The sequence below is a fragment of the Legionella dresdenensis genome, from assembly GCF_042649825.1.
Taxonomy (GTDB): domain Bacteria; phylum Pseudomonadota; class Gammaproteobacteria; order Legionellales; family Legionellaceae; genus Legionella_C; species Legionella_C dresdenensis.
In genome coordinates, this window is record NZ_JBHSAB010000029.1 from 19301 (window position 1) to 38516 (window position 19216).

The following is a 19216-nucleotide window of genomic DNA, read 5'->3' on the forward strand; positions in this document are numbered from 1 at the left end:
ACCGGAACCCGGGTTTTCCTTATACCCAATTCCTAAGTTCTATAATGTCGCGACATTAACTGTTCAGTAAATTCTTTTCTCTTAGCCTCATCGGTTTCGAGCAGCCCTTTAAAGTGCGCTGTGACCATATAGGGATTCTGCTTATTAACTCCGCGCGCAACCATACACAGATGCTGGCATTCAATCATAACACCCACTCCTTTAGGATTTAAATGCGTCTGGATAGCATCAGCAATTTGTACTGTTAAGTGCTCCTGAATCTGAAGGCGGCGCGAAAAACAATCAACCAGTCTGGCGAGTTTGGATAACCCAACCACTTTAGTATCTGGAATGTAACCAATGTGCACACGGCCAAAAAATGGCAACATATGGTGTTCACACATGGAAAACATTTCAATATCCCTAAGCAGGACAAACTGATTATAATTACCTTCATTAGTAAACGATGTGCTTAACACTTTGGCTGGATCAATTGAATAGCCTTCAAATAATTCCGACCAGCTATCGACTACCCGCCTTGGCGTATCTGCTAACCCCTCTCGCTGGGGATTTTCGCCAATTAAGGTCAACATATGCCGGATAGTATCCAGAGCATCTTTCCTTGAGGTTGGCTGTTCTTCAAGTTTGTCGATCTGATATTTTTTTATGGCTTGCATAGCGGCTCTCCTTGCTAGGTCTATTATTAATCATAGACCATATTTTTTTGCAGATGCCGGAGCAAGCAGAGGGTTGGGCTTTGCAGCCCAATCTACATGGTTTAATTCAGGCTTTTGGAAACAATTTCGTTTAAATCCCTTGACAATTTCTGACTTGCCAGGCGTTGCAACTCATTTTTCATTAGCTGCTGCCGATTGTGGTCATAACGTTGCCAGCGGGTGAAGGGCGTTGCCAGTCTGGCGGCAATTTGGGGATTAATCTTATCCATGGTAATCAATAGTTCGGTCAAAAATTGATAACCGCTGCCATCCAGTGCATGAAAATTACGTGCATTGGCCTGACAGAACGCGCCGATGAGCGAACGGACTTTGTTAGGGTTCTTTAATGAAAACGCTGGATGCTGCATTAATTCCCGAACCTGATTTAAGGCCGTTGGCAATTCGGTGGTCGCCTGGATAGCAAACCATTTATCCAATACCAAATCATCCTGAGCCCATTGTTGATAGAAACTGTCTAAAGCCTGCTGGCGTTTAGCCTGATCTTTTATATTGTTAAGCAGCGATAAACCCGCAATCTGATCGGTCATGGTTCTAGCCTGCTGATATTGCTGTTCACAAATTGGCAGCGCTTGCTGCTCATTGGCCTTCATCATTAACCACAAACAGGTATTGCGTAATTTCCGCCGCCCGTATGCTGTTCCATTCATCTGATGATCTTCTGCCTGCCATAATTGCTGATAGAGAGCTTGAGCCTGTTCAAATAATGCCTTCCCTAGTTCCTGGCGGTAAAAATCACGCGCCGCCTCGACCAAATCAACATCGATTTCGGACAGATTATTCGCGATCTCTTCAAAGCCGGGCGGTGTCAGCAAATCTGCTTTTAAGGATTGATCAAGCGTTTTATCCATTAATATATGGCGATAAGCCTCAATTAACGCGGATGAAATTGACCAGTCACTACGTGGAATAGCAAGTAACCCCGTTAAACTGGCAAGCGTCAGACGCTGGGCTGCATCCCATTTGGCATAGCCATTGGTTTCATAACGCATTAGCGCGATTAGCTCTTCCTGCTCAACATCACGCACCAGTTTAATCGGGGCAGAAAAATCCCTGAGCAGTGAAATGATAGGCTTGCAGGGCAAATTATTAAATACAAACCGCTGTTCTGGTTCTTTCAACTCCAGCACTTCGTTTTGCAGCGCAATTTGCGTGCCATTGGGATCAAAAAGCGCAATCCGGATTGGAATCAGGAATGGCTGTTTCTGCTTACATTCCGGTGTTGGCGGGCAACTTTGCTTCATAGTCAACGTCAGACAATTATTAGCGTAATCGCTACTGACTTCTACTTCTGGCGTTCCAGCCTGACTGTACCAACGCTTTAACTGGCTGAAATCGACCTGATTGGCATCTTCCATGGCAGCGACAAAATCATCGATAGTCACGGCCTGCCCGTCATGACGCTCAAAATAAAGATCCATTCCCTTTCTGAATCCCGCAGCCCCTAACAGGGTGTGCTGCATCCTGATTACTTCCGCACCTTTATTATATATTGTCGCGGTATAGAAATTATTGATTTCCTGATAAGACTCCGGGCGCACGGGATGAGCCATGCTGCCAGCATCTTCAGGAAACTGGGTTGCCTTTAGCGCTTTCACATCGGCAATCCGGTTAACGTCGCGTGAATTCATATCACGGGAAAATTCCTGATCCCGGAATACCGTAAGCCCTTCTTTCAGGCTCAACTGGAACCAGTCGCGGCAGGTAACCCGATTGCCAGTCCAATTGTGGAAATATTCATGGCCGACTACCCCTTCAATATCGGCAAAATCCTGATCGGTAGCGGTATCCGGACGGCCAAGGATGTATTTGGAGTTAAAGATATTCAGTCCCTTGTTTTCCATTGCGCCCATGTTGAAATCGCTTACCGCTACAATCATAAAAATCGACAAATCATATTCACGGCCATATACCTGCTCATCCCACCGCATGGAATTTTTCAACGACTCCATGGCATGGCCGCATTTATCTTCATTGCCAGGCTCTACATAAATGCGCAAATCAACTTCTTTGCCGGAGTTGGTAACGAATTGATCTTTGACACAGGCCAGATTACCTGCCACCAATGCAAACAGGTAGGATGGTTTTTTAAATGGATCCTGCCAGATAACCCAGTGCCTGCCATTTCCGGCATCGCCTGAATCAATCAGGTTACCGTTTGACAGCAAAATTGGATATTTGGCTTTATCCGCTGAAATGCGGGTAGTAAATATCGACAGAACATCCGGCCGGTCCGGATAAAAGGTAATCCTGCGAAATCCCTCCGCTTCGCACTGGGTGCAAAATAATTGATTGGACCGATATAAACCCGATAATTTGGTATTATCCTGCGGTTTAATCCGGGTCGTGATGGTAAGGGTAAAATGCTCCGGGCAATTATCCAGCCATAAATCAGCGTCAACTAACCGATACTCGGATGCCGAAAGCGGAGTATCATCAAGCTCGATACTGACCAGTTCGAGTTCATCGCCGTTTAACTGTAACGCTCCAGGGCGTATCCGATTAATTTTCATCCTGTTTTTGACCAGGGCATGATCATCATACAACTCGAAATCCAGCTCGACCTGCGCTATCTCAAACGCAAGCGGTTGATAGTCTTTTAAGTAAATTGTCTTGTCTGTCATACTGCCTACTCCGGTTAAAATCGGTTTTGAACCAATCAGTTACGATTAGAAGATTGATTCTAAGGAATTTTTTTTTAAATTATTAGTTCTAATTCGTGGTCATTTGGTTCTATACTAAATTTAAAAGTAGCCTAAGTGTCTCGCTTTTACGAGCGAAATGCAAAAGTGTGTTTAATAATAAGAAAAAGCGTCTGCCCGGCAGGGATTAGTAAAAGGGGATAGAGATGAGTACGCAAGAATTTTTAAGCAGTTACACCAAACGATTTGTCGATAACAAAGAAGAGGAAATGTCGCTTGATGAGTACCTTGATCTTTGCCGACAGGACCCTTCTGCGTACGCAAATCCGGCTGAACGGTTGCTGATGGCCATTGGCGAGCCGGAAGCCATCGATACTCGCCATGACCCGGTATTATCGCGGATCTTCTCAAACAAAGTCATTCACCAATACCCGGTGTTTAAAGATTTTTATGGCATGGAAGAACCGATAGAGCAAATTGTCGGTTTTTTAAAACATGCAGCCCAAGGCCTGGAAGAAACCAAACAGGTTCTTTATCTGCTTGGCCCGGTAGGCGGCGGTAAATCCTCATTGGCCGAGAAACTCAAAGATTTAATGGAAAAAACGCCTTTTTATGCCATTAAGGGTTCGCCGGTATTTGATTCGCCTTTATCCTTGTTTAATCCCGATGAAGACGGCGATTTGCTCCAGGAGCGGTTCAATATCCCAAAACGCTACCTGCGCTATGTCATGTCGCCTTGGGCAGTTAAACGCCTGCAGGAATTTAACGGCGATATCAGCAAATTCCGGGTAGTGAAAGTCAAACCATCACGCCTGAAACAGATTGCCGTTGCCAAAACCGAGCCGGGCGATGACAATAATCAGGATATTTCTTCTCTGGTTGGTAAAGTTGATATCCGTAAACTGGAAGAATTCTCTCAGGATGATCCGGATGCATACAGCTACTCTGGCGGCTTATGCCGTGCAAACCGCGGTATGCTTGAGTTTGTTGAAATGTTCAAGGCCCCGATCAAAGTCCTGCATCCGCTGTTAACAGCTACTCAGGAAGGCAATTACAATGCTACTGAAGGTTTGTCGGCAATTCCGTTTGAAGGACTTATTCTTGCCCACTCGAACGAATCGGAATGGCAATCTTTCCGCAATAATAAAAATAACGAAGCGTTTATTGACCGGATTAATATTGTCAAAGTTCCTTATTGTCTGCGGGTTTCAGAGGAATTAAAAATTTATCAGAAATTGATTGATAACAGTTCGCTGAAAAACGCACCCTGCGCACCCGGCACCATCAATATGCTTGCGCAGTTCTCGGTACTAACCCGGCTGAAAGAACCACAAAACTCAAGCATTTATTCAAAAATGCGGGTCTATAATGGTGAAAGCCTGAAAGATACTGATCCGAAAGCAAAATCCTATCAGGAATATCGTGATTTTGCTGGTGTTGATGAAGGGATGAGCGGTATTTCGACTCGTTTCGCATTCAAGATATTATCCAAGGTATTTAACTTTGATCATTCGGAAGTCGCCGCCAATCCGGTTCATTTACTGTATGTACTGGAACGCCAGATTGAACAGGAACAACTGCCGCAGGAAATGCATGAAAAATACCTGACTTTTATTAAAGAGCACCTGACGCCCAAGTATGTCGAATTTATCGGTAAGGAAATTCAAACTGCTTATCTGGAGTCTTACGCGGAATATGGCCAGAACATATTTGATCGCTATATTACCTATGCCGATTTCTGGATTCAGGATCAGGATTACCGCGATCCCGATACCGGTGAAATATTCGATCGCGCTTCATTAAACCTGGAACTGGAAAAAATCGAGAAACCAGCGGGCATTTCCAATCCGAAAGACTTCCGTAATGAAGTGGTTAATTTTGTCTTGCGCGCCCGTGCGAATAATCACGGTAAAAATCCAATATGGAACAGTTATGAAAAACTGAAAACCGTGATTGAAAAGAAAATGTTTACCAATACCGAAGACTTGTTACCGGTGATTTCATTCAATGCCAAAGCCTCGGAAGATGATAAGAAGAAACATGAGGAATTCATCGCCCGTATGGTTGATAAAGGCTATACCAGGAAACAGGTGAGATTGCTTTGTGAATGGTATTTGCGGGTTCGCAAATCTCAATAAGGATGATTTATGTCGCAATTGATTGATCGCAGACAAAACGCCGGCAAAAAAAACACGGTAAACCGCCAGCGTTTTCTGCGGCGTTATAAAAACCAGATAAAGCAAGCGGTTTCTGACGCTGTTGGCAAACGCAGCATTACTGAAATTGATCAGGGCGAGAAAATCAGCATTCCTGCAAAGGATATTTCTGAACCACGTTTTCACCGCGGCCAGGGCGGCCGCGTTGATCGGATATTGCCTGGAAATGATCAATTTATCACTGGCGATAAAGTAAAGCGGCCGGACAGTAATGGCGGCTCAGGCAGCGGCAGCGGCGAAGCGAGCAATACGGGTGAAGGGGAAGATGAATTTGTCTTTTCTTTATCGCGTGAAGAATTTCTTGAGTTGTATTTCGAAGATCTGGAATTGCCGGATCTGATTAAAAAAGAATTAAGCCGCTTAAACACGCTTAAAACGGTACGCGCCGGAATTTCAACAAGCGGTATTCCAACCAATATCAATGTTCTCCGCTCCATGCGGCAGGCAACCGGGCGCAGAGTAGCGCTGGCCTCGCCCTATAAACGGCAATTACGGGAAGCCGAAGACGAGTTGGCACAACTTGAAAGCAGCGAAAATCCCAAGCGCTCAGAAATTAACAAGCTGAAAAAACAAATTGAATTTCTGCAACGCAAAATCAAGGCTGTACCATTTATTGATACCATCGATTTGCGTTACAACAACAGAATCAGGATCCCGGCCCCTTCAACCCAGGCGGTGATGTTCTGCGTTATGGACGTTTCCGGTTCCATGGATGAGGCTAAAAAGGACATTGCCAAGCGCTTTTTTATTCTTCTATACCTGTTTTTGACTAAAAACTACGAAAAAATTGAACTGGTTTTTATTCGTCATCACACCTCAGCGAAAGAAGTCAATGAAGAAGAGTTCTTTTACTCACGGGAAACCGGGGGTACTGTTGTTTCGAGCGCCCTGGAATTGTTGAATACCATTATTGAAGCCCGGTACCCGGCATCAGCCTGGAATATTTATGTGGCTCAGGCATCAGACGGCGATAACTGGAATGCTGATTCCCCTTATTGTCAGGAACTGCTGATGGACAAAATTATGCCGCAATTACAATATTTTGCCTATATTGAGATTATGCCCAGACACCATCAGAGTCTGTGGGAAGTGTACCAACAGGTTGCAGAAATCTATTCTAATTTTGCAATGGAAAATATTGATACGGTTGCTGATATTTATCCCGTATTTCGCGAGTTGTTTAAGAGGAAGACTACGGCATGAAGAAGAGAAAACCTATTTCCACCGGAGCAGAATGGACTCCTGAGTTAATTCAGGCTTATGATGCCGAATTCGCCAGGTTGGCAAAAGATTTTCGCCTTGACACTTACCCTAACCAGATTGAAATTATTACCGCTGAACAAATGATGGATGCCTATGCGTCCGTCGGTATGCCGATTGGCTACCACCACTGGTCTTTTGGCAAGCATTTTGTCAACGTTGAAAAAAGCTATAAGCGCGGCCAGATGGGGCTGGCGTATGAAATGGTCATTAATTCCGATCCCTGTATTTCCTATCTGATGGAAGAAAATACCATGACCATGCAGGCGCTGGTAATTGCCCATGCCTGTTATGGCCATAACTCTTTTTTCAAAAACAATTATCTGTTTAAAATGTGGACTTCGGCTGATGCCATCATCGATTACCTGGTTTTTGCCCGAAACTACATCAGCAAATGCGAAGAAAAATACGGCATTGATGAAGTAGAAGCCGTGCTTGATGCGTGTCATTCCCTGATGAATTATGGCGTTGATCGCTATAAACACCCATCCGGTTTATCCATCCAGGAAGAAAAAATCAGGCAACAAAACCGCGAAATTTATTTACAATCACAAGTCAACGAATTATGGCGGACCATTCCCCAAAACAAACAGGTAGACAGTAACGGCAAGAAAAAACGTTACCCAGAGGAACCGCAGGAAAATATTTTATATTTTATTGAAAAAAATGCGCCGTTGCTGGAGTCATGGCAACGGGAACTTGTTCGTATCGTGCGTAAAATAGCGCAGTATTTTTACCCTCAGGGCCAGACCAAAGTGATGAATGAGGGCTGGGCCTGTTTTTGGCATTATACCTTATTGAATGCACTATATGACGAAGGTAAAGTTACCGATGAATTTATGCTCGAGTTTCTGCAAAGCCACACCAACGTCATTATGCAGCCATCGTTTAACAGCCCCTACTACAGCGGAATAAACCCTTACACGCTGGGCTATAACATGATGCAGGATATCAAACGCATCTGCCAGAATCCGACTGAAGAAGACAAGCAGTGGTTCCCTTATCTGGCGAATACCGACTGGCTGACTTCTCTGGATCAGGCCATGCGTAATTTTAAAGATGAAAGCTTTATTGCTCAATACCTGTCGCCATCATTGATTCGGGATCTGAAACTGTTTCATGTACTCGATGATGATCACCAACCTGATTTGGTAATTGGCGCAATTCATGATGAACAAGGCTATCAAACCATTCGCGAAGCCCTGTCGAGACAATACAATCTGGGTTACCTTGAGCCGGACATCCAGGTATTCTCGGTTGACACCGAAGGCAATCGCGGCCTTACCCTGCGCTACACTCAAAATAACCGTATCCCGCTTGGCGATTCAACGCCAGAAGTATTAAAACACTTGTACCGGCTCTGGAAATTCCCCATTACTCTCCAGGTTATCGATGCCAACGGCGAACTGGCAACAGAATACCACTGCCCGCCCAAGCCGTCTGAGACAGAATAAAAAACGTAGGTTGGGTCGTTTGACCCAACAAAGATGCCGCCTGCCAGAGTAGCCTTGATGCAGCGCAGCGTAATCAAGGTTTTTCATCCTGTGAAATAGCGTGTTGGGCCTTTAAAGAAACGATAAATCGATTGACAAAAAATACAACATTATGATAAAATACCATCCAATTAAACCTGGAGTATTTAAATGAGTCTTATCCAAAAAGCAGTGCAGTTTGCAAATTATCATTATTATTCCAAACCGTTAAGTGTATTAAATTATAAATCTCTTCAGGTTCCATACCCATTAACGCTAAAAAAGGTTCATACGAAAGCAGCTCATGAGTTTCATCTGCGTATATCTCATGGTCCATTACATGCCTTGGCTGCTATGGAACTTATTGAGCGGATTGACTTTTTTTACAATCAATATGTTAGTAGCTACGCAACAGCAATCGAAGCTATTTCCAAATTATATACCCTACAAAAACAAGAATTATTGGAATTAATCAAAGTCGCGGTCTTTTTTCATGATGCAGCACGTGAGGGTGATGGTTATGATCTTTGGGATCCTCAGAGTGCAGAAGCGTGTTGCGCGTTTCTCGTGAATCAAGTTGAAATTCCATTAGAATTAGCAGAATTAATTTCAGATACAATCAAATATAAAGATGAAAGTGAAAAATTTATTGCCAAACATGGCGAGCAAAAAGATTTCTTACGACAGTTAGTTAATATGTGCGATACCTTGGAAGTTATTCGGACCCGGGATAAATTCAAACCTGAATATTTGCCTATTGCTCAGCATAAGACAGTTACAGCACAAATCATGGTCGAAAATATAATACCAGGTTTAGTTGTTCCTCACCGGGAAAAAATTATTAGCGAAGGCCGTTTGTCCAGGGCAGGAAATATTGAATATAAAAAAGATGGGTTTGCATTTGATGACAGGAGTTATAAATCAAAACCTGGCTATAATTTTGCACAAATAGCAGAAACTTATCAGGAAAAAAGTGCGCTTTATGGTTTGGCTGTTCTTGAAATTAATGCAGGCAATTTTGATAATGTATTGGCTCTTGCAGTTCGCGGCATGGATAGTTACATAAAAGAATATAACTCTAATGCCAAAACCGGCATACAATGGTTTCATGATGGTTTTTTTAGTCCTCGTTACCATGGAACTACTGGAAGAAAAAGGGCTCAATTTTATAAAGACATATTCGAAGATAATCAACCGGAAAATGAAAAAGCACTTGCTTTATATGCTTTATTAACCAATAAGGCCGGTTGTACTCTTAAAGAGTATATATTGAAAAGTTTTAGTCAATTTAATACAGATAAATTACTTGAACAATTAGAAAATCATTTAATTAATAATTACGGCTACTCTAAGGAGTCCATTATTAACAATATGGAAAAATGGCGCTTTAATGAGAATGCGCCCGATTATATACCTTATCAAAGTCATCCTTGAAAAATAGGCAGAGTAGCCTTGATGCAACGCAGTGTAATCAAGGGTTACATTCTTTGAAATTGAGTGTTGGGCTTTACAGCCAATCTACGCGAGGTTTAATTAAACGTTGGGCTAAACAAAGTGCAGCCCAACATTTTCTTTTGGAAAACCGCCCTATATTTACCTCTTCGGTGTTGCATCTAATAAGAGCCAGAGTAGTTACTACGGTTGAGGGGTTATTTTAACAACCTCGAAAACTATGCTTTAATCATAACCCCGAACTAAATTAAAGGATGAATGGTAATGGGTTTAATGAACGGTATGCTAACGCTCAAAGACGGCACTCAAATTTACTATCAAGTAACTGGCAATAAAGCAGATAATAAACCTTATATTTTACTCATCCCTGGCGGTCCCGGTTTTTCCCATATCGCAATGAAAGATTTAGTTGCGAGCCTGGAACAGCAAAATAAGGCAGCAGAATCCCCTTATCATTTTATTTTGTTTGATCCTCTGCATTGTGGCCGAAGTGATAAAGCGAAAGATTTTGAGGCTGAATTTACGGTTGAGAATTACGCAGAGATTGCAGCTCAGGTAGTTGAAGCTGTTCAAGAGAAACTAAATCTTGAAAAAATGGATTTACGCATTATCGGACGTTCATTTGGTAGTATGACGGCAATGTCGATGCCTGCATGTCGGCCACAATGGATACTAAAGGCAGATTCCCAAATTGTCTTAAATCAATTAATTTCAATCGCTGGGCCTATAAACCATCATTCTATAGAGCAAAGTATTGCCTATGTCAGGGAACATTATAAAGATCGCCCGGATTATAATGAAATAGTTGAGTCAGTTGAGAAATTAATGACTGGAAGCATTCAGAACTCCCTGGATTATCAGCAAAGCATTGTTCGTAACCTGGCTCCTTTATATGCCGATAAATACGAAACCCTAAAAGAAGAAACAGAGGGTAAAATGTTGAAAGATCATCCTGATTTGACCCGCCATTTTTTATCCTTCATGAGTTTATTTTCATCAAAACATGCGGAAATGTATGATTCTTTAACCGGTTGTTCTATTGAACTTCTTAATTATTTTTTTAAGCATCGGTTTAATCAATTTGATTTGCAGGAAAAAATTGCTAAATATAAAGAGGTATATGAAAAATTAATGATAATTTGTATTTCGGGTTCCAGAGACTATGCAGCAAACCCTGCTAACAATGCAAGTTTATTACATAAACAATTACCGCAATCACTTACTGAAGTTAATTTCGATAGCAAGCATTCTATTAATGCTGATCATCCCACAGATTATCCGGATCTGATTAATAAAGCACTTCAAGGGAGACTGACCGCGAAAAACCTAGACCAATATAATAAGAGCAATAAAAAAGTTATTGATAGTTATAACTTGGCAATTTTTTTTGACCAGCAGGCAGCGACAATCAAAGCGCTATACCCAACTAGCCCGCCTCCAGCTGAATCGTTTTTAAATTTCTTTTTACCTTGCGCATTAACAGGAAAAACTGGCGCGTTATCTCATAAACAGCCAGTTTCAGACGATAACCCAGTTCTTAATTAAACTGGAGTAGCCTTGACGCAAAGCAGTGTAATCCAGGGTTTCACTCTTTGAAATTGAGTGTTGGGCTTTACAGCCCAACCTACTCTGGTTTGATTAAATTACGAGCTTGAGCCATAGCCCATTGTAGTTGGCTTGTCCGTATTTTGCTGTGTTGGTTGCCCTCTGAAAAATCTTGCAGTCCCAGTTTGAGAAGTATGGTTTTGGGATCGAGTAGTGGCCAAAAGGAATTTGGTCGATTCCGGGTTCCAGGCATTGGGTGCGCCGTTGGCATTGGCTGCTTGGGTTTTTTCGTAAGAAGATTGCCACTGTTTCAATTGCGTCAAATCGCATTTGGCAAGATAACCTGCACTAAGCACTTTTGTTTTATAAGCCGCGATCATGACCGGTGTGGATAGTATCTCCAGAAATCCTTTTGGCAAAGGCCCATTTTTTAATCGCATAACCTCGTAGAGAAGAGGTAAAATCTCAGGCTTAAAGGTGCGTTGTTCGGATAAACGGCAATATCCTCTTTTATGGCACTCTATGGCAGGGATAGTTAAAAATGCTGGCCCACACGCATTTAATTCCTCGACTGTTACCTTTGCATACAGGACGAACATCAGTACAGGATTTTCTTTAATCGGTCGACTGGTCATTTTTAATAAATGTTTATCACTAAACAAAAAGGCTATTCGCTCTTTATCGATAGTTTGCGGCGATTTTGAAACCTCTTTGATAAACGTAACCCACTGTTCATGCAATTCTTCAGAAAAAATATTTCTGGCGCTTGGAGGTAAATCAAACAACCATTTTAAAGCATTTTTATCAAGAGAAAATTTTATAAAGCTTTGCGCCAGGTTTGGATAAGTTAATAAAAAAATAAGCAAATCGATATCGCCGCTTTGAAATAAATTTTTAAGAGGGGTATACCAGTTAGTTTCTAATGTCTTGGCAGGAAAAAGCTCTTTTAAGCGATAGTGACCAAAATGACGCCAGACACGCTTTAAATTAGCAACTTTCCCAAATTGTACTATGTCATCAGATTTCAACAAATCAATGATATTCTCACTCCAAAAGGAGTCCTGTCTTTCCGGAAAATGCCGCATTAAAAATGTATTTGGGAAACGCTCAAGAACCAGACCCAATTTTTTGCTGGAAAAACCTCGCATGCATTTATATTCTATACGGCCATATTCTCCCTGAGGCACCTCTAACTCTAATAGCCTGGTCAGGTTATCTAACATTGCCAAATCAAACAAGTGGATAGGGAGGGTAAAATATCCGCTTTTCAATAGATTATATAAACGATCCTTGCTTGAGACTTTCAAATTTGATAATTGCTCAAAAGATAATGTAAGGCCATGCCTCCTTATCTCTTCCTGAATATAAAAGTCTTTTTTTAAGGAAACAAAACAGTCTATTTTCGCTTTTAAGAGTTTATTGGAATCAGCACTTACATTCATCACCAGAAGATCGATAAGATCCAAATCTTTTTTGAAGAGATAAAGCTCCGGCATAGCCGTAAACTGTGTTAATAAGGCTATACCTTGCTCAAGCCGCTGGCCTAATATTACATAAGTTCCTCTGCTTTTTTTCCTGCCAGTATGGCAAAGTTCGGCAATATTTTCTTCGGCTGTAATAAAATCAAGGCTTAGTTCCAATTGCTTGCCCGAAAAATTTCTTAAACTGGTATAATCCAGGCGTGCCTTTCCATAAGTACGCGTTATCTCTAATATTCTTTTCAAATTATCGAACATTGCAAAGCTAAATAGTTCTAAAGGAACAGAAAAATTACCGTCTTTTAACAGCTTATATAAAGTTTCCTTATTATCAGGCCGGAGTTTTGATATTTGCTCAAAAGATAAAGGAAGGCCATGCTGTATCGACCATTTTAGAATAAAAAAATCCTGTCTTAATGAAATATATCTGCTTAATTGAGCTTTCAAATTTTCATTCAAATCAGCTCTGCGCTCTGTTAACCAATTATCCGAATATATCCAAATCCTGGAAATTATATCGGGATTGGTACTGAATTGTGTTAATAACGCAATACCTTGTTGAAGCCACTTTCTTAACGGCTCATCATCCTGAGGCTCTCTTTTAGTACGAGCTCTGGAAAAATGGTGAATATTTTGTTCGACAGTACGAAACGTTTCCGTGGCATTAGCCCGTGCCAGTTCTGCATCCTTTTGCATATGCCTCCTGCGATGGATGATTTCTTCCCATCGACGATTGGGTTCTGCTTGCTTTTCTTCCGTTAAATAGTGTGCTTTTAGGGTAGTTAAATCAATTTTTAAAGAATTGGCTAACTGATGCATTGTATTGATAATATGCTCTGTCAGCACGAGAACATATTGACTAATATCTTCCAGTAATGCTTGCCGTTTATTGTTATCGATTAAGTTCAGGCTCATTTTATTGAAATACAAATCAAAAACAGAATAATCATAAGTAAAAATACTCATGATATGAGCAAGCGCTATTTGAAGATGATAGGGTTGGTTATCACTTTCTGGATTAAAAAAATCGTTATTGGTAAATGGATCAGCCAAGGCGATTCTGGAGATTTGTTCTTTAAATAAAGTATGATAAGAAATATCTTTACAAGCGAGAATGCTTTCAGCAAAAAACAGTGCAGCGCCCAGACTCTTGATATCAGTGATATGAACAAGAGGCCCTATAACTGTCTCGGCGATAATTTGTCTTAATCCCAAAGGGCATTCATAATCCTCAAGGTGTCCGCTTAAATAGGATTGTTGCCGTAAACTCTCATAAAGGGCATTTTCGAGAGTATCGCCAAGCGAAACAGGAGTAGAATTCAGCAAAACTGAAAATTCGGCTTTCTTTTTTTCCATTTCAGCCAGAATTGCTTTTTGAGCGTCCTTTGATCGGTTTGAAGGTTTTTGTTCAGATTTATCAATCAGCGGCATAATGTAAGTCCCTTTAAACAACAGGCCACAATTTTATGTGAAAATCACCGTGTCTTCAAATGCAAGATTAAGAGCAACGCTTCACATGCACTGATCTTGCATTAAGCACTGCTGTTGGGTCAAACCACCCAACCTACGCCCCCAGGTTTCACTTCGTGTACCCAGCTTGCGCTTGCTATAACTGAATTTCGTCCTATAGTAATAAATTAAAAGCTTCTTTATCTGAAATGGGGCAAATTATGACAAAGCTTGCAAATCAGGAAATACCGAATAAAAAACCGATTGAAGAGCCGCCGCTTCCGGATTCTTATGAACCAGGGCCTGACAAACAGCCGGAGCCGACTCCTGATCAGAGCCCTGAACCTGAACCGGTAAAAGCGCCGGAGCCGCTTCCGGGTGATTCGCTAACATGATTTCCGATACCGAGGGCGCCACCTGCTCGCTGTATTCGGCTGAGGAGTGCGAACGCATAGCGCGGGAGGCGGCATTGCGTTATGTAAAAAATGGCACGCCAGGTATAACCCGGAAACGTTCCGGGAAAGGTTTTGCCTATTATTATCCGGATGGCAGTCTGATTAAAGATAAAATGGTACTAACGCGAATCAAATCGCTGGCTATCCCGCCAGCATATCAGCGCGTGTGGATCTGTCCTTATGCCAATGGCCATATTCAGGCAACTGGTTACGATGCCCGCAATCGCAAGCAATACCGCTATCATTCGTTATGGCAACAGGAACGGCAGAAAAATAAATTCCAGCTCATGGTTTATTTTGGGCAAGCAATTCCTTTAATACGTGCACATATAGATGAGCAATTAAATAAAACACTTACCCTGAGCAAATCACAGATAATCTGCGCCATAATTTATTTAATGGATAATTATTATATTCGTATCGGTAATACAGTATATGCCCGGGAAAATAAGTCCTATGGTTTGACGACCCTGCGTAAAAAGCATATTAGACTCGAGAAAAACAAGGCAACGCTTAAATTCATTGGTAAAAATGCCAAGCCCTGGCACATTGTGTTAAAAGACCGGAAGATTTTGCGGGTTTTGAAAAAATGTGAAGAAATTCCAGGCTATGAGCTTTTTAAATATAAAGATGAAAATAATGCCTTAAATGTGATTACGTCTCAGGAAATTAATGCTTACTTACAAGCACTAACCAACCATTCCTTTACTGCCAAGGATTTCAGAACCTGGGCCGCCTGCCGGGAAACATTTAAACGGCTGATTATGCTCGAAGAGTTATCGGAAAACTCGAGCCTTAAACAAGTCATAGCCGATGTGTCGCAATTATTAGGGCATACGCCTGCTATTTGCCTGAAAAGCTATATCTTCGGCGATATTATTACATGTTGGCAGGAAGGGATGCTCCAGCTGTGGATAGAGGAAATCCGGCGGAAAAAAGAGAATTATGATGATGACCAGCTCTTACTGTTATGGTTGCAACAACACCTAAAGTAGCTTTGAGGCTGTGCAGCGTAAACCGGTTTATCCAGGTTAAGAGGAAGGATATTCGGCAAATCTAAAAAATCATATCGGAAAATCTCCAATTACATAATATGCAAGGATTTTAGGACTGGATTCGGGTTCTGATAGCTTTTCAAATAACAACCTTGATTATGGACGTAATCAAGGTTGTTGTTTTTAAAAACCAGGGTAACTATTGTGGGTTTCGATAAGACTTTTTACTTGGTCTAGATTTTGGTTAAGTGACTGAATATTAGCTTCAGTAAGACCAAAACGCGAATTGTTTTGATAATTATTTAATGCAGTTGTGATCCGATCTACCACTCGAGACTGGTCAATCTTATCAGCCATTTTTTTGATTAAATCAATGGGGGTTAGCCCTTTACTATCACGCGCAAGAAGTTGTTTCAATAAACCATTGCTGGGATTAAGTTTGTCATCAAGCAAGATTGACACGATCAAGGTTTTACCAGAAGCAATGGCTCTATGCAGCGCATTTTGCCCGGAAGGCTGGCCTTGAGCCAGCAAATTTATTGAAGCTTCTTTACAATTAGGCGCGGTACGACTCAATAAAAACAATAAGCAATCCTTGCAAGTATCAACTGAAGCTGCTGCGCGCAGGGCAAATTCGCGATCATCTTGTGTTGCGCTCACTAGCCACACCATTAAATCTGATATTTCATTCGCCTTAAGGATCGCTTTTACGCGCTCACGAGGATTAGCAAACAGTTTAAAATTACGCTCAGGGATAGCTAGACGAGTTTCTTTTAAAATATCACATAATTTATCGAGAGCAGCTTTATTGCTCGAAGTCCGTTGTTGCGGGTTTGTTCTAAAAAAATCATAAATATTATCTAACGGCGTACAGACATCTTTCCCATGTGGACCTGTTCCAAAATATTCACCAATATTAATTAGCCCAGTAAGGTTTTCAACATCATTTTTGTTGATTAATTCAGTACAGGTTTCTTCAAAATCTAGTTTTTTTATCATTTGCTGATTAGATTCGTAAAGAGACTGTATTTTCCCTTTAAGAGCATCTGTTAATACTTCATATTGCGCAAATAAAGGCGAATTTTGCTCAAAAGCATTAGGTAAGTAATTGTTTAAAACATCATTCAATTCATTTTTAATTGAATGATGAGAGATATATATTGCACTAGTACTGCGCTGATTTAAAGAGTTGAGTTTATCAATTGCTTCTTGTAATTTCATAAATCTTCCAAAAGATAATGATAATTTGCACTATTGTGTCAAATAATTGGTAGCATGGTCAATAATTGTTTTTGACTAAATTGAATTTAGCTAATATTGGTTTAAATTACAGAAATGAGGCAAATGCGAATTAGCTCTTCATTTGATGCAATCAGTGACTATTCTGAGTTATAATAATTCCATACGTCGTTTATAAAACTAATAAATGAGGGTAAATTCAGCTTTTCAGATAGTTATCGTCAATGACTATTTCACCCGCTGAAAATTAACCAAAACATCAGCCTTTATCCCTGGAGCGACCGTTAGCGTACCCTTGGCCTGCCCATTATTTTCACTGAAGTTGCCAGCCAAATCGCCATATTCAGTAATAATGGTGATTATGCCATTTAAGCAGGTTCCCGTTAGTTGTTTTGCGGCATGGGCAGGGCACAGTAAATTGCCCGAATCTTTATCAGCACTCACTTTGACAGAGAATCGGCCATTACTATCAACAGCCGAAATTGTCCCTGTGCCGTGGTAAGAACAAGTACCAATTATCCAGTTGCTGGCCTTACCTGAACCGGCCCAATTTCCAGCAAGATTATCACAAACATTGGGAGTAAATGACTGAAACATAAAATTGGCATGACAGGCGGTGCTAAGCAGAAGCGCGGGGAATAAAAAACCTTTTGATTTCATAGTTAATCCATTAACGTAGGGTAAATGTGGAATACTAATAATTTTATGTTGATAAGAACTTGTTTTCAATATCAAACCTAAGACATACTCCCCTTGCCGCGTAATTGGATTAATTACCGCTGCAAAATAGATGTGGATTAATTAATTAGGGAGTATAAATGGAACTAATTGAGAATGGTTTTGCCGCCTATAAGATTGTTTTAAAGTCACAGTCTTTATCAGACATACTTAGTGAAATCGACAGACTGCCGAGAGGAATAACGGCACTTTACCTGGAAGTAGAAGAAAATAATTATAGCGGAACCGATCTAGAGGAAATTTTTAAGCGGCTCAATTCTTCAATAAAGTTTTTGGATTTCAAATGTATAGCTCAAGCTTATTTTAAGAAGGAATTCACATCTGCTTTTCAGTATTTATCGAATATTGATCACCTTGACCTAAGAAATAACGCTCTTCCCGATGCACTGAGTGGTAAGGAAATGAAGGAGTTCCTTGCAAGCATACCACCCAATGTAAGACATATTAATCTACGAAATAATCAAATTGGTTATCTATATCAAAGCCCGGATGAGTTTATGCAAGCTTTATCCGGATTTTATGCCAATATTTCCAGCCTCGATTTGGGTCATAATTATCTTGATAAACAAAAACCAGAGGCATTAAAGGAGGCATTTGGAAAATTTGATAAATCGCTAACGCATATCAATTTATGTTTTAACGAGTTATTACTGCTGGGGCAAAAGCTTGCAATAGTGATTAGCGGACTTTGCTGTGCAACTCATGTTAATCTGAGAGGCAATCTCATTGGCAATTTAACAGACACCTCTTTAGCAAAGGCATTTGAGGCATTTAAAGATTCGGTTACTTTTATCGATTTCAGCAAAAACCACCTTGGCGCACAAACGGCTCCTGGTTTAGCTAACGCATTTAGTAAACTTAAATCGGTTACCCGCCTGAATTTGGAAGAGAATGGTTTTAATTGGTCAACTGCCGACAAGTTTGCCAAGGCTTTTTCCGGATTCAAGGATACTAAAGTTTATTCATTAAGATTAAGCAAGAATAATCTTGAAACAAAATCGGTTGAATTTTTGAAAGAAGCGTTTAGCGGTTTGCCGCCTACGATAACTGAACTCGATTTTAGTGAGAGCAATCTTCATATCCTGACGCCAGGACAGTTAATTGATTTTTTAGAAACTATTCCTTCACATGTTAAAAAAATTAATGTTTCAAAAAACAATCTCTTTACTAATAAATCGCCGCGGCAGCGTGAAGAACTTATTTCAGCTTTAAAGCAAACCAAAATTCTTAAACGCCTGAATTTATCTGATAATGATATCAATGCATCGGAAGAGGCAGAATTATCTTCCCATTTGCTAGGGCAAAAACAGGCAACGTTAATTGAGAAACAACGGCGTTTAATGGAAAAACAACAACGTTTAATGGAGAAGCAACAACGTATAACAGGATACGGGGAGACTATGCAGGAACGGGTATTTACAACTAATGCCGGTACACTACCTACTTTCTTTCTAAATACACTTCCAAATGCAAATTCTGGTGAACGAAGAGTTAATTTCTGGCCGCCTTTACAATGCGGGCAAGGTTAGCAAGTAGCTTTTGAAATATCTACTCCCTCTCCC

Annotated in this window: 13 protein-coding genes; 8 read left to right on the forward strand and 5 right to left on the reverse strand. The window is 40.9% G+C overall.

The annotated features are described in order from the left end of the window. Window positions 1-32: 32 nt before the first annotated feature. Window positions 33-656, reverse strand: coding sequence for a GTP cyclohydrolase I FolE (gene folE, locus ACFORL_RS11725; protein WP_382344247.1), 624 nt, complete (start codon window positions 654-656; stop codon window positions 33-35). A 101-nt stretch (window positions 657-757) separates the two neighbouring features. After that, entirely contained in the window at window positions 758-3337 is a 2580-nt protein-coding gene (gene pepN, locus ACFORL_RS11730) for an aminopeptidase N (protein ID WP_382344249.1), read from the reverse strand. A gap of 224 nt (window positions 3338-3561) precedes the next feature. Here pepN and ACFORL_RS11735 point away from each other — a divergent pair, with 224 nt between their 5' ends. From ACFORL_RS11735 to ACFORL_RS11755, 5 genes are all read left to right on the forward strand, one after another. Further along, window positions 3562-5493 carry a PrkA family serine protein kinase gene (locus ACFORL_RS11735; protein WP_382344251.1) on the forward strand — a complete coding sequence of 644 codons (1932 nt, stop codon included), beginning with the start codon at window positions 3562-3564 and terminating at the stop codon, window positions 5491-5493. Between the two features lie 9 nt (window positions 5494-5502). Next, entirely contained in the window at window positions 5503-6774 is a 1272-nt protein-coding gene (locus ACFORL_RS11740; protein ID WP_382344253.1) for a YeaH/YhbH family protein, read from the forward strand. Then, entirely contained in the window at window positions 6771-8285 is a 1515-nt protein-coding gene (locus tag ACFORL_RS11745; protein ID WP_382344255.1) for a SpoVR family protein, read from the forward strand. The genes ACFORL_RS11740 and ACFORL_RS11745 overlap by 4 nt, the downstream gene beginning before the upstream one ends. Before the next feature lie 189 nt (window positions 8286-8474). Further along, a complete protein-coding gene (locus ACFORL_RS11750; RefSeq protein ID WP_382344257.1) occupies window positions 8475-9737 on the forward strand; it encodes a hypothetical protein in 1263 nt (420 codons plus the stop codon). Between the two features lie 282 nt (window positions 9738-10019). Continuing rightward, entirely contained in the window at window positions 10020-11300 is a 1281-nt protein-coding gene (locus ACFORL_RS11755; protein ID WP_382344258.1) for an alpha/beta hydrolase, read from the forward strand. Window positions 11301-11398: 98 nt separating this feature from the next. Here ACFORL_RS11755 and ACFORL_RS11760 read toward each other — a convergent pair whose 3' ends face one another. Next, window positions 11399-14209, reverse strand: coding sequence for a hypothetical protein (locus tag ACFORL_RS11760; protein WP_382344260.1), 2811 nt, complete (start codon window positions 14207-14209; stop codon window positions 11399-11401). A gap of 239 nt (window positions 14210-14448) precedes the next feature. Between ACFORL_RS11760 and ACFORL_RS11765 the strand changes: the two genes are divergently transcribed. After that, a complete protein-coding gene (locus ACFORL_RS11765; RefSeq protein WP_382344262.1) occupies window positions 14449-14622 on the forward strand; it encodes a hypothetical protein in 174 nt (57 codons plus the stop codon). After that, window positions 14619-15677: a DNA topoisomerase IB gene (locus ACFORL_RS11770; RefSeq protein ID WP_382344264.1), complete on the forward strand. Its 1059-nt coding sequence runs from the start codon at window positions 14619-14621 to the stop codon at window positions 15675-15677. Before ACFORL_RS11765 ends, ACFORL_RS11770 begins: the two co-directional genes overlap by 4 nt. 183 nt (window positions 15678-15860) lie before the next feature. On the opposite strand, the gene ACFORL_RS11775 is transcribed toward ACFORL_RS11770, so the two are convergent. Both ACFORL_RS11775 and ACFORL_RS11780 read right to left on the reverse strand, forming a co-directional pair. Further along, complete coding sequence (locus ACFORL_RS11775) at window positions 15861-16898, reverse strand: hypothetical protein (RefSeq protein WP_382344266.1); 1038 nt, start codon at window positions 16896-16898, stop codon at window positions 15861-15863. A gap of 246 nt (window positions 16899-17144) precedes the next feature. After that, on the reverse strand, window positions 17145-17576 hold the full coding sequence (locus ACFORL_RS11780; protein WP_382344267.1) for a hypothetical protein: 432 nt from the start codon (window positions 17574-17576) through the stop codon (window positions 17145-17147). Between the two features lie 158 nt (window positions 17577-17734). Between ACFORL_RS11780 and ACFORL_RS11785 the strand changes: the two genes are divergently transcribed. Further along, on the forward strand, window positions 17735-19183 hold the full coding sequence (locus ACFORL_RS11785) for a hypothetical protein (protein WP_382344269.1): 1449 nt from the start codon (window positions 17735-17737) through the stop codon (window positions 19181-19183). Window positions 19184-19216 lie beyond the last annotated feature (33 nt).

Excerpts from the sequence above, each read along its gene's own strand:
- folE (WP_382344247.1), bottom strand. The coding sequence starts at position 656 with ATGCAAGCCATAAAAAAATATCAGATCGACAAACTTGAAGAACAGCCA.
- pepN (WP_382344249.1), bottom strand. The coding sequence starts at position 3,337 with ATGACAGACAAGACAATTTACTTAAAAGACTATCAACCGCTTGCGTTT.
- ACFORL_RS11735 (WP_382344251.1), top strand. The coding sequence starts at position 3,562 with ATGAGTACGCAAGAATTTTTAAGCAGTTACACCAAACGATTTGTCGAT.
- ACFORL_RS11740 (WP_382344253.1), top strand. The coding sequence starts at position 5,503 with ATGTCGCAATTGATTGATCGCAGACAAAACGCCGGCAAAAAAAACACG.
- ACFORL_RS11745 (WP_382344255.1), top strand. The coding sequence starts at position 6,771 with ATGAAGAAGAGAAAACCTATTTCCACCGGAGCAGAATGGACTCCTGAG.
- ACFORL_RS11750 (WP_382344257.1), top strand. The coding sequence starts at position 8,475 with ATGAGTCTTATCCAAAAAGCAGTGCAGTTTGCAAATTATCATTATTAT.
- ACFORL_RS11755 (WP_382344258.1), top strand. The coding sequence starts at position 10,020 with ATGGGTTTAATGAACGGTATGCTAACGCTCAAAGACGGCACTCAAATT.
- ACFORL_RS11760 (WP_382344260.1), bottom strand. The coding sequence starts at position 14,209 with ATGCCGCTGATTGATAAATCTGAACAAAAACCTTCAAACCGATCAAAG.
- ACFORL_RS11765 (WP_382344262.1), top strand. The coding sequence starts at position 14,449 with ATGACAAAGCTTGCAAATCAGGAAATACCGAATAAAAAACCGATTGAA.
- ACFORL_RS11770 (WP_382344264.1), top strand. The coding sequence starts at position 14,619 with ATGATTTCCGATACCGAGGGCGCCACCTGCTCGCTGTATTCGGCTGAG.
- ACFORL_RS11775 (WP_382344266.1), bottom strand. The coding sequence starts at position 16,898 with ATGAAATTACAAGAAGCAATTGATAAACTCAACTCTTTAAATCAGCGC.
- ACFORL_RS11780 (WP_382344267.1), bottom strand. The coding sequence starts at position 17,576 with ATGAAATCAAAAGGTTTTTTATTCCCCGCGCTTCTGCTTAGCACCGCC.
- ACFORL_RS11785 (WP_382344269.1), top strand. The coding sequence starts at position 17,735 with ATGGAACTAATTGAGAATGGTTTTGCCGCCTATAAGATTGTTTTAAAG.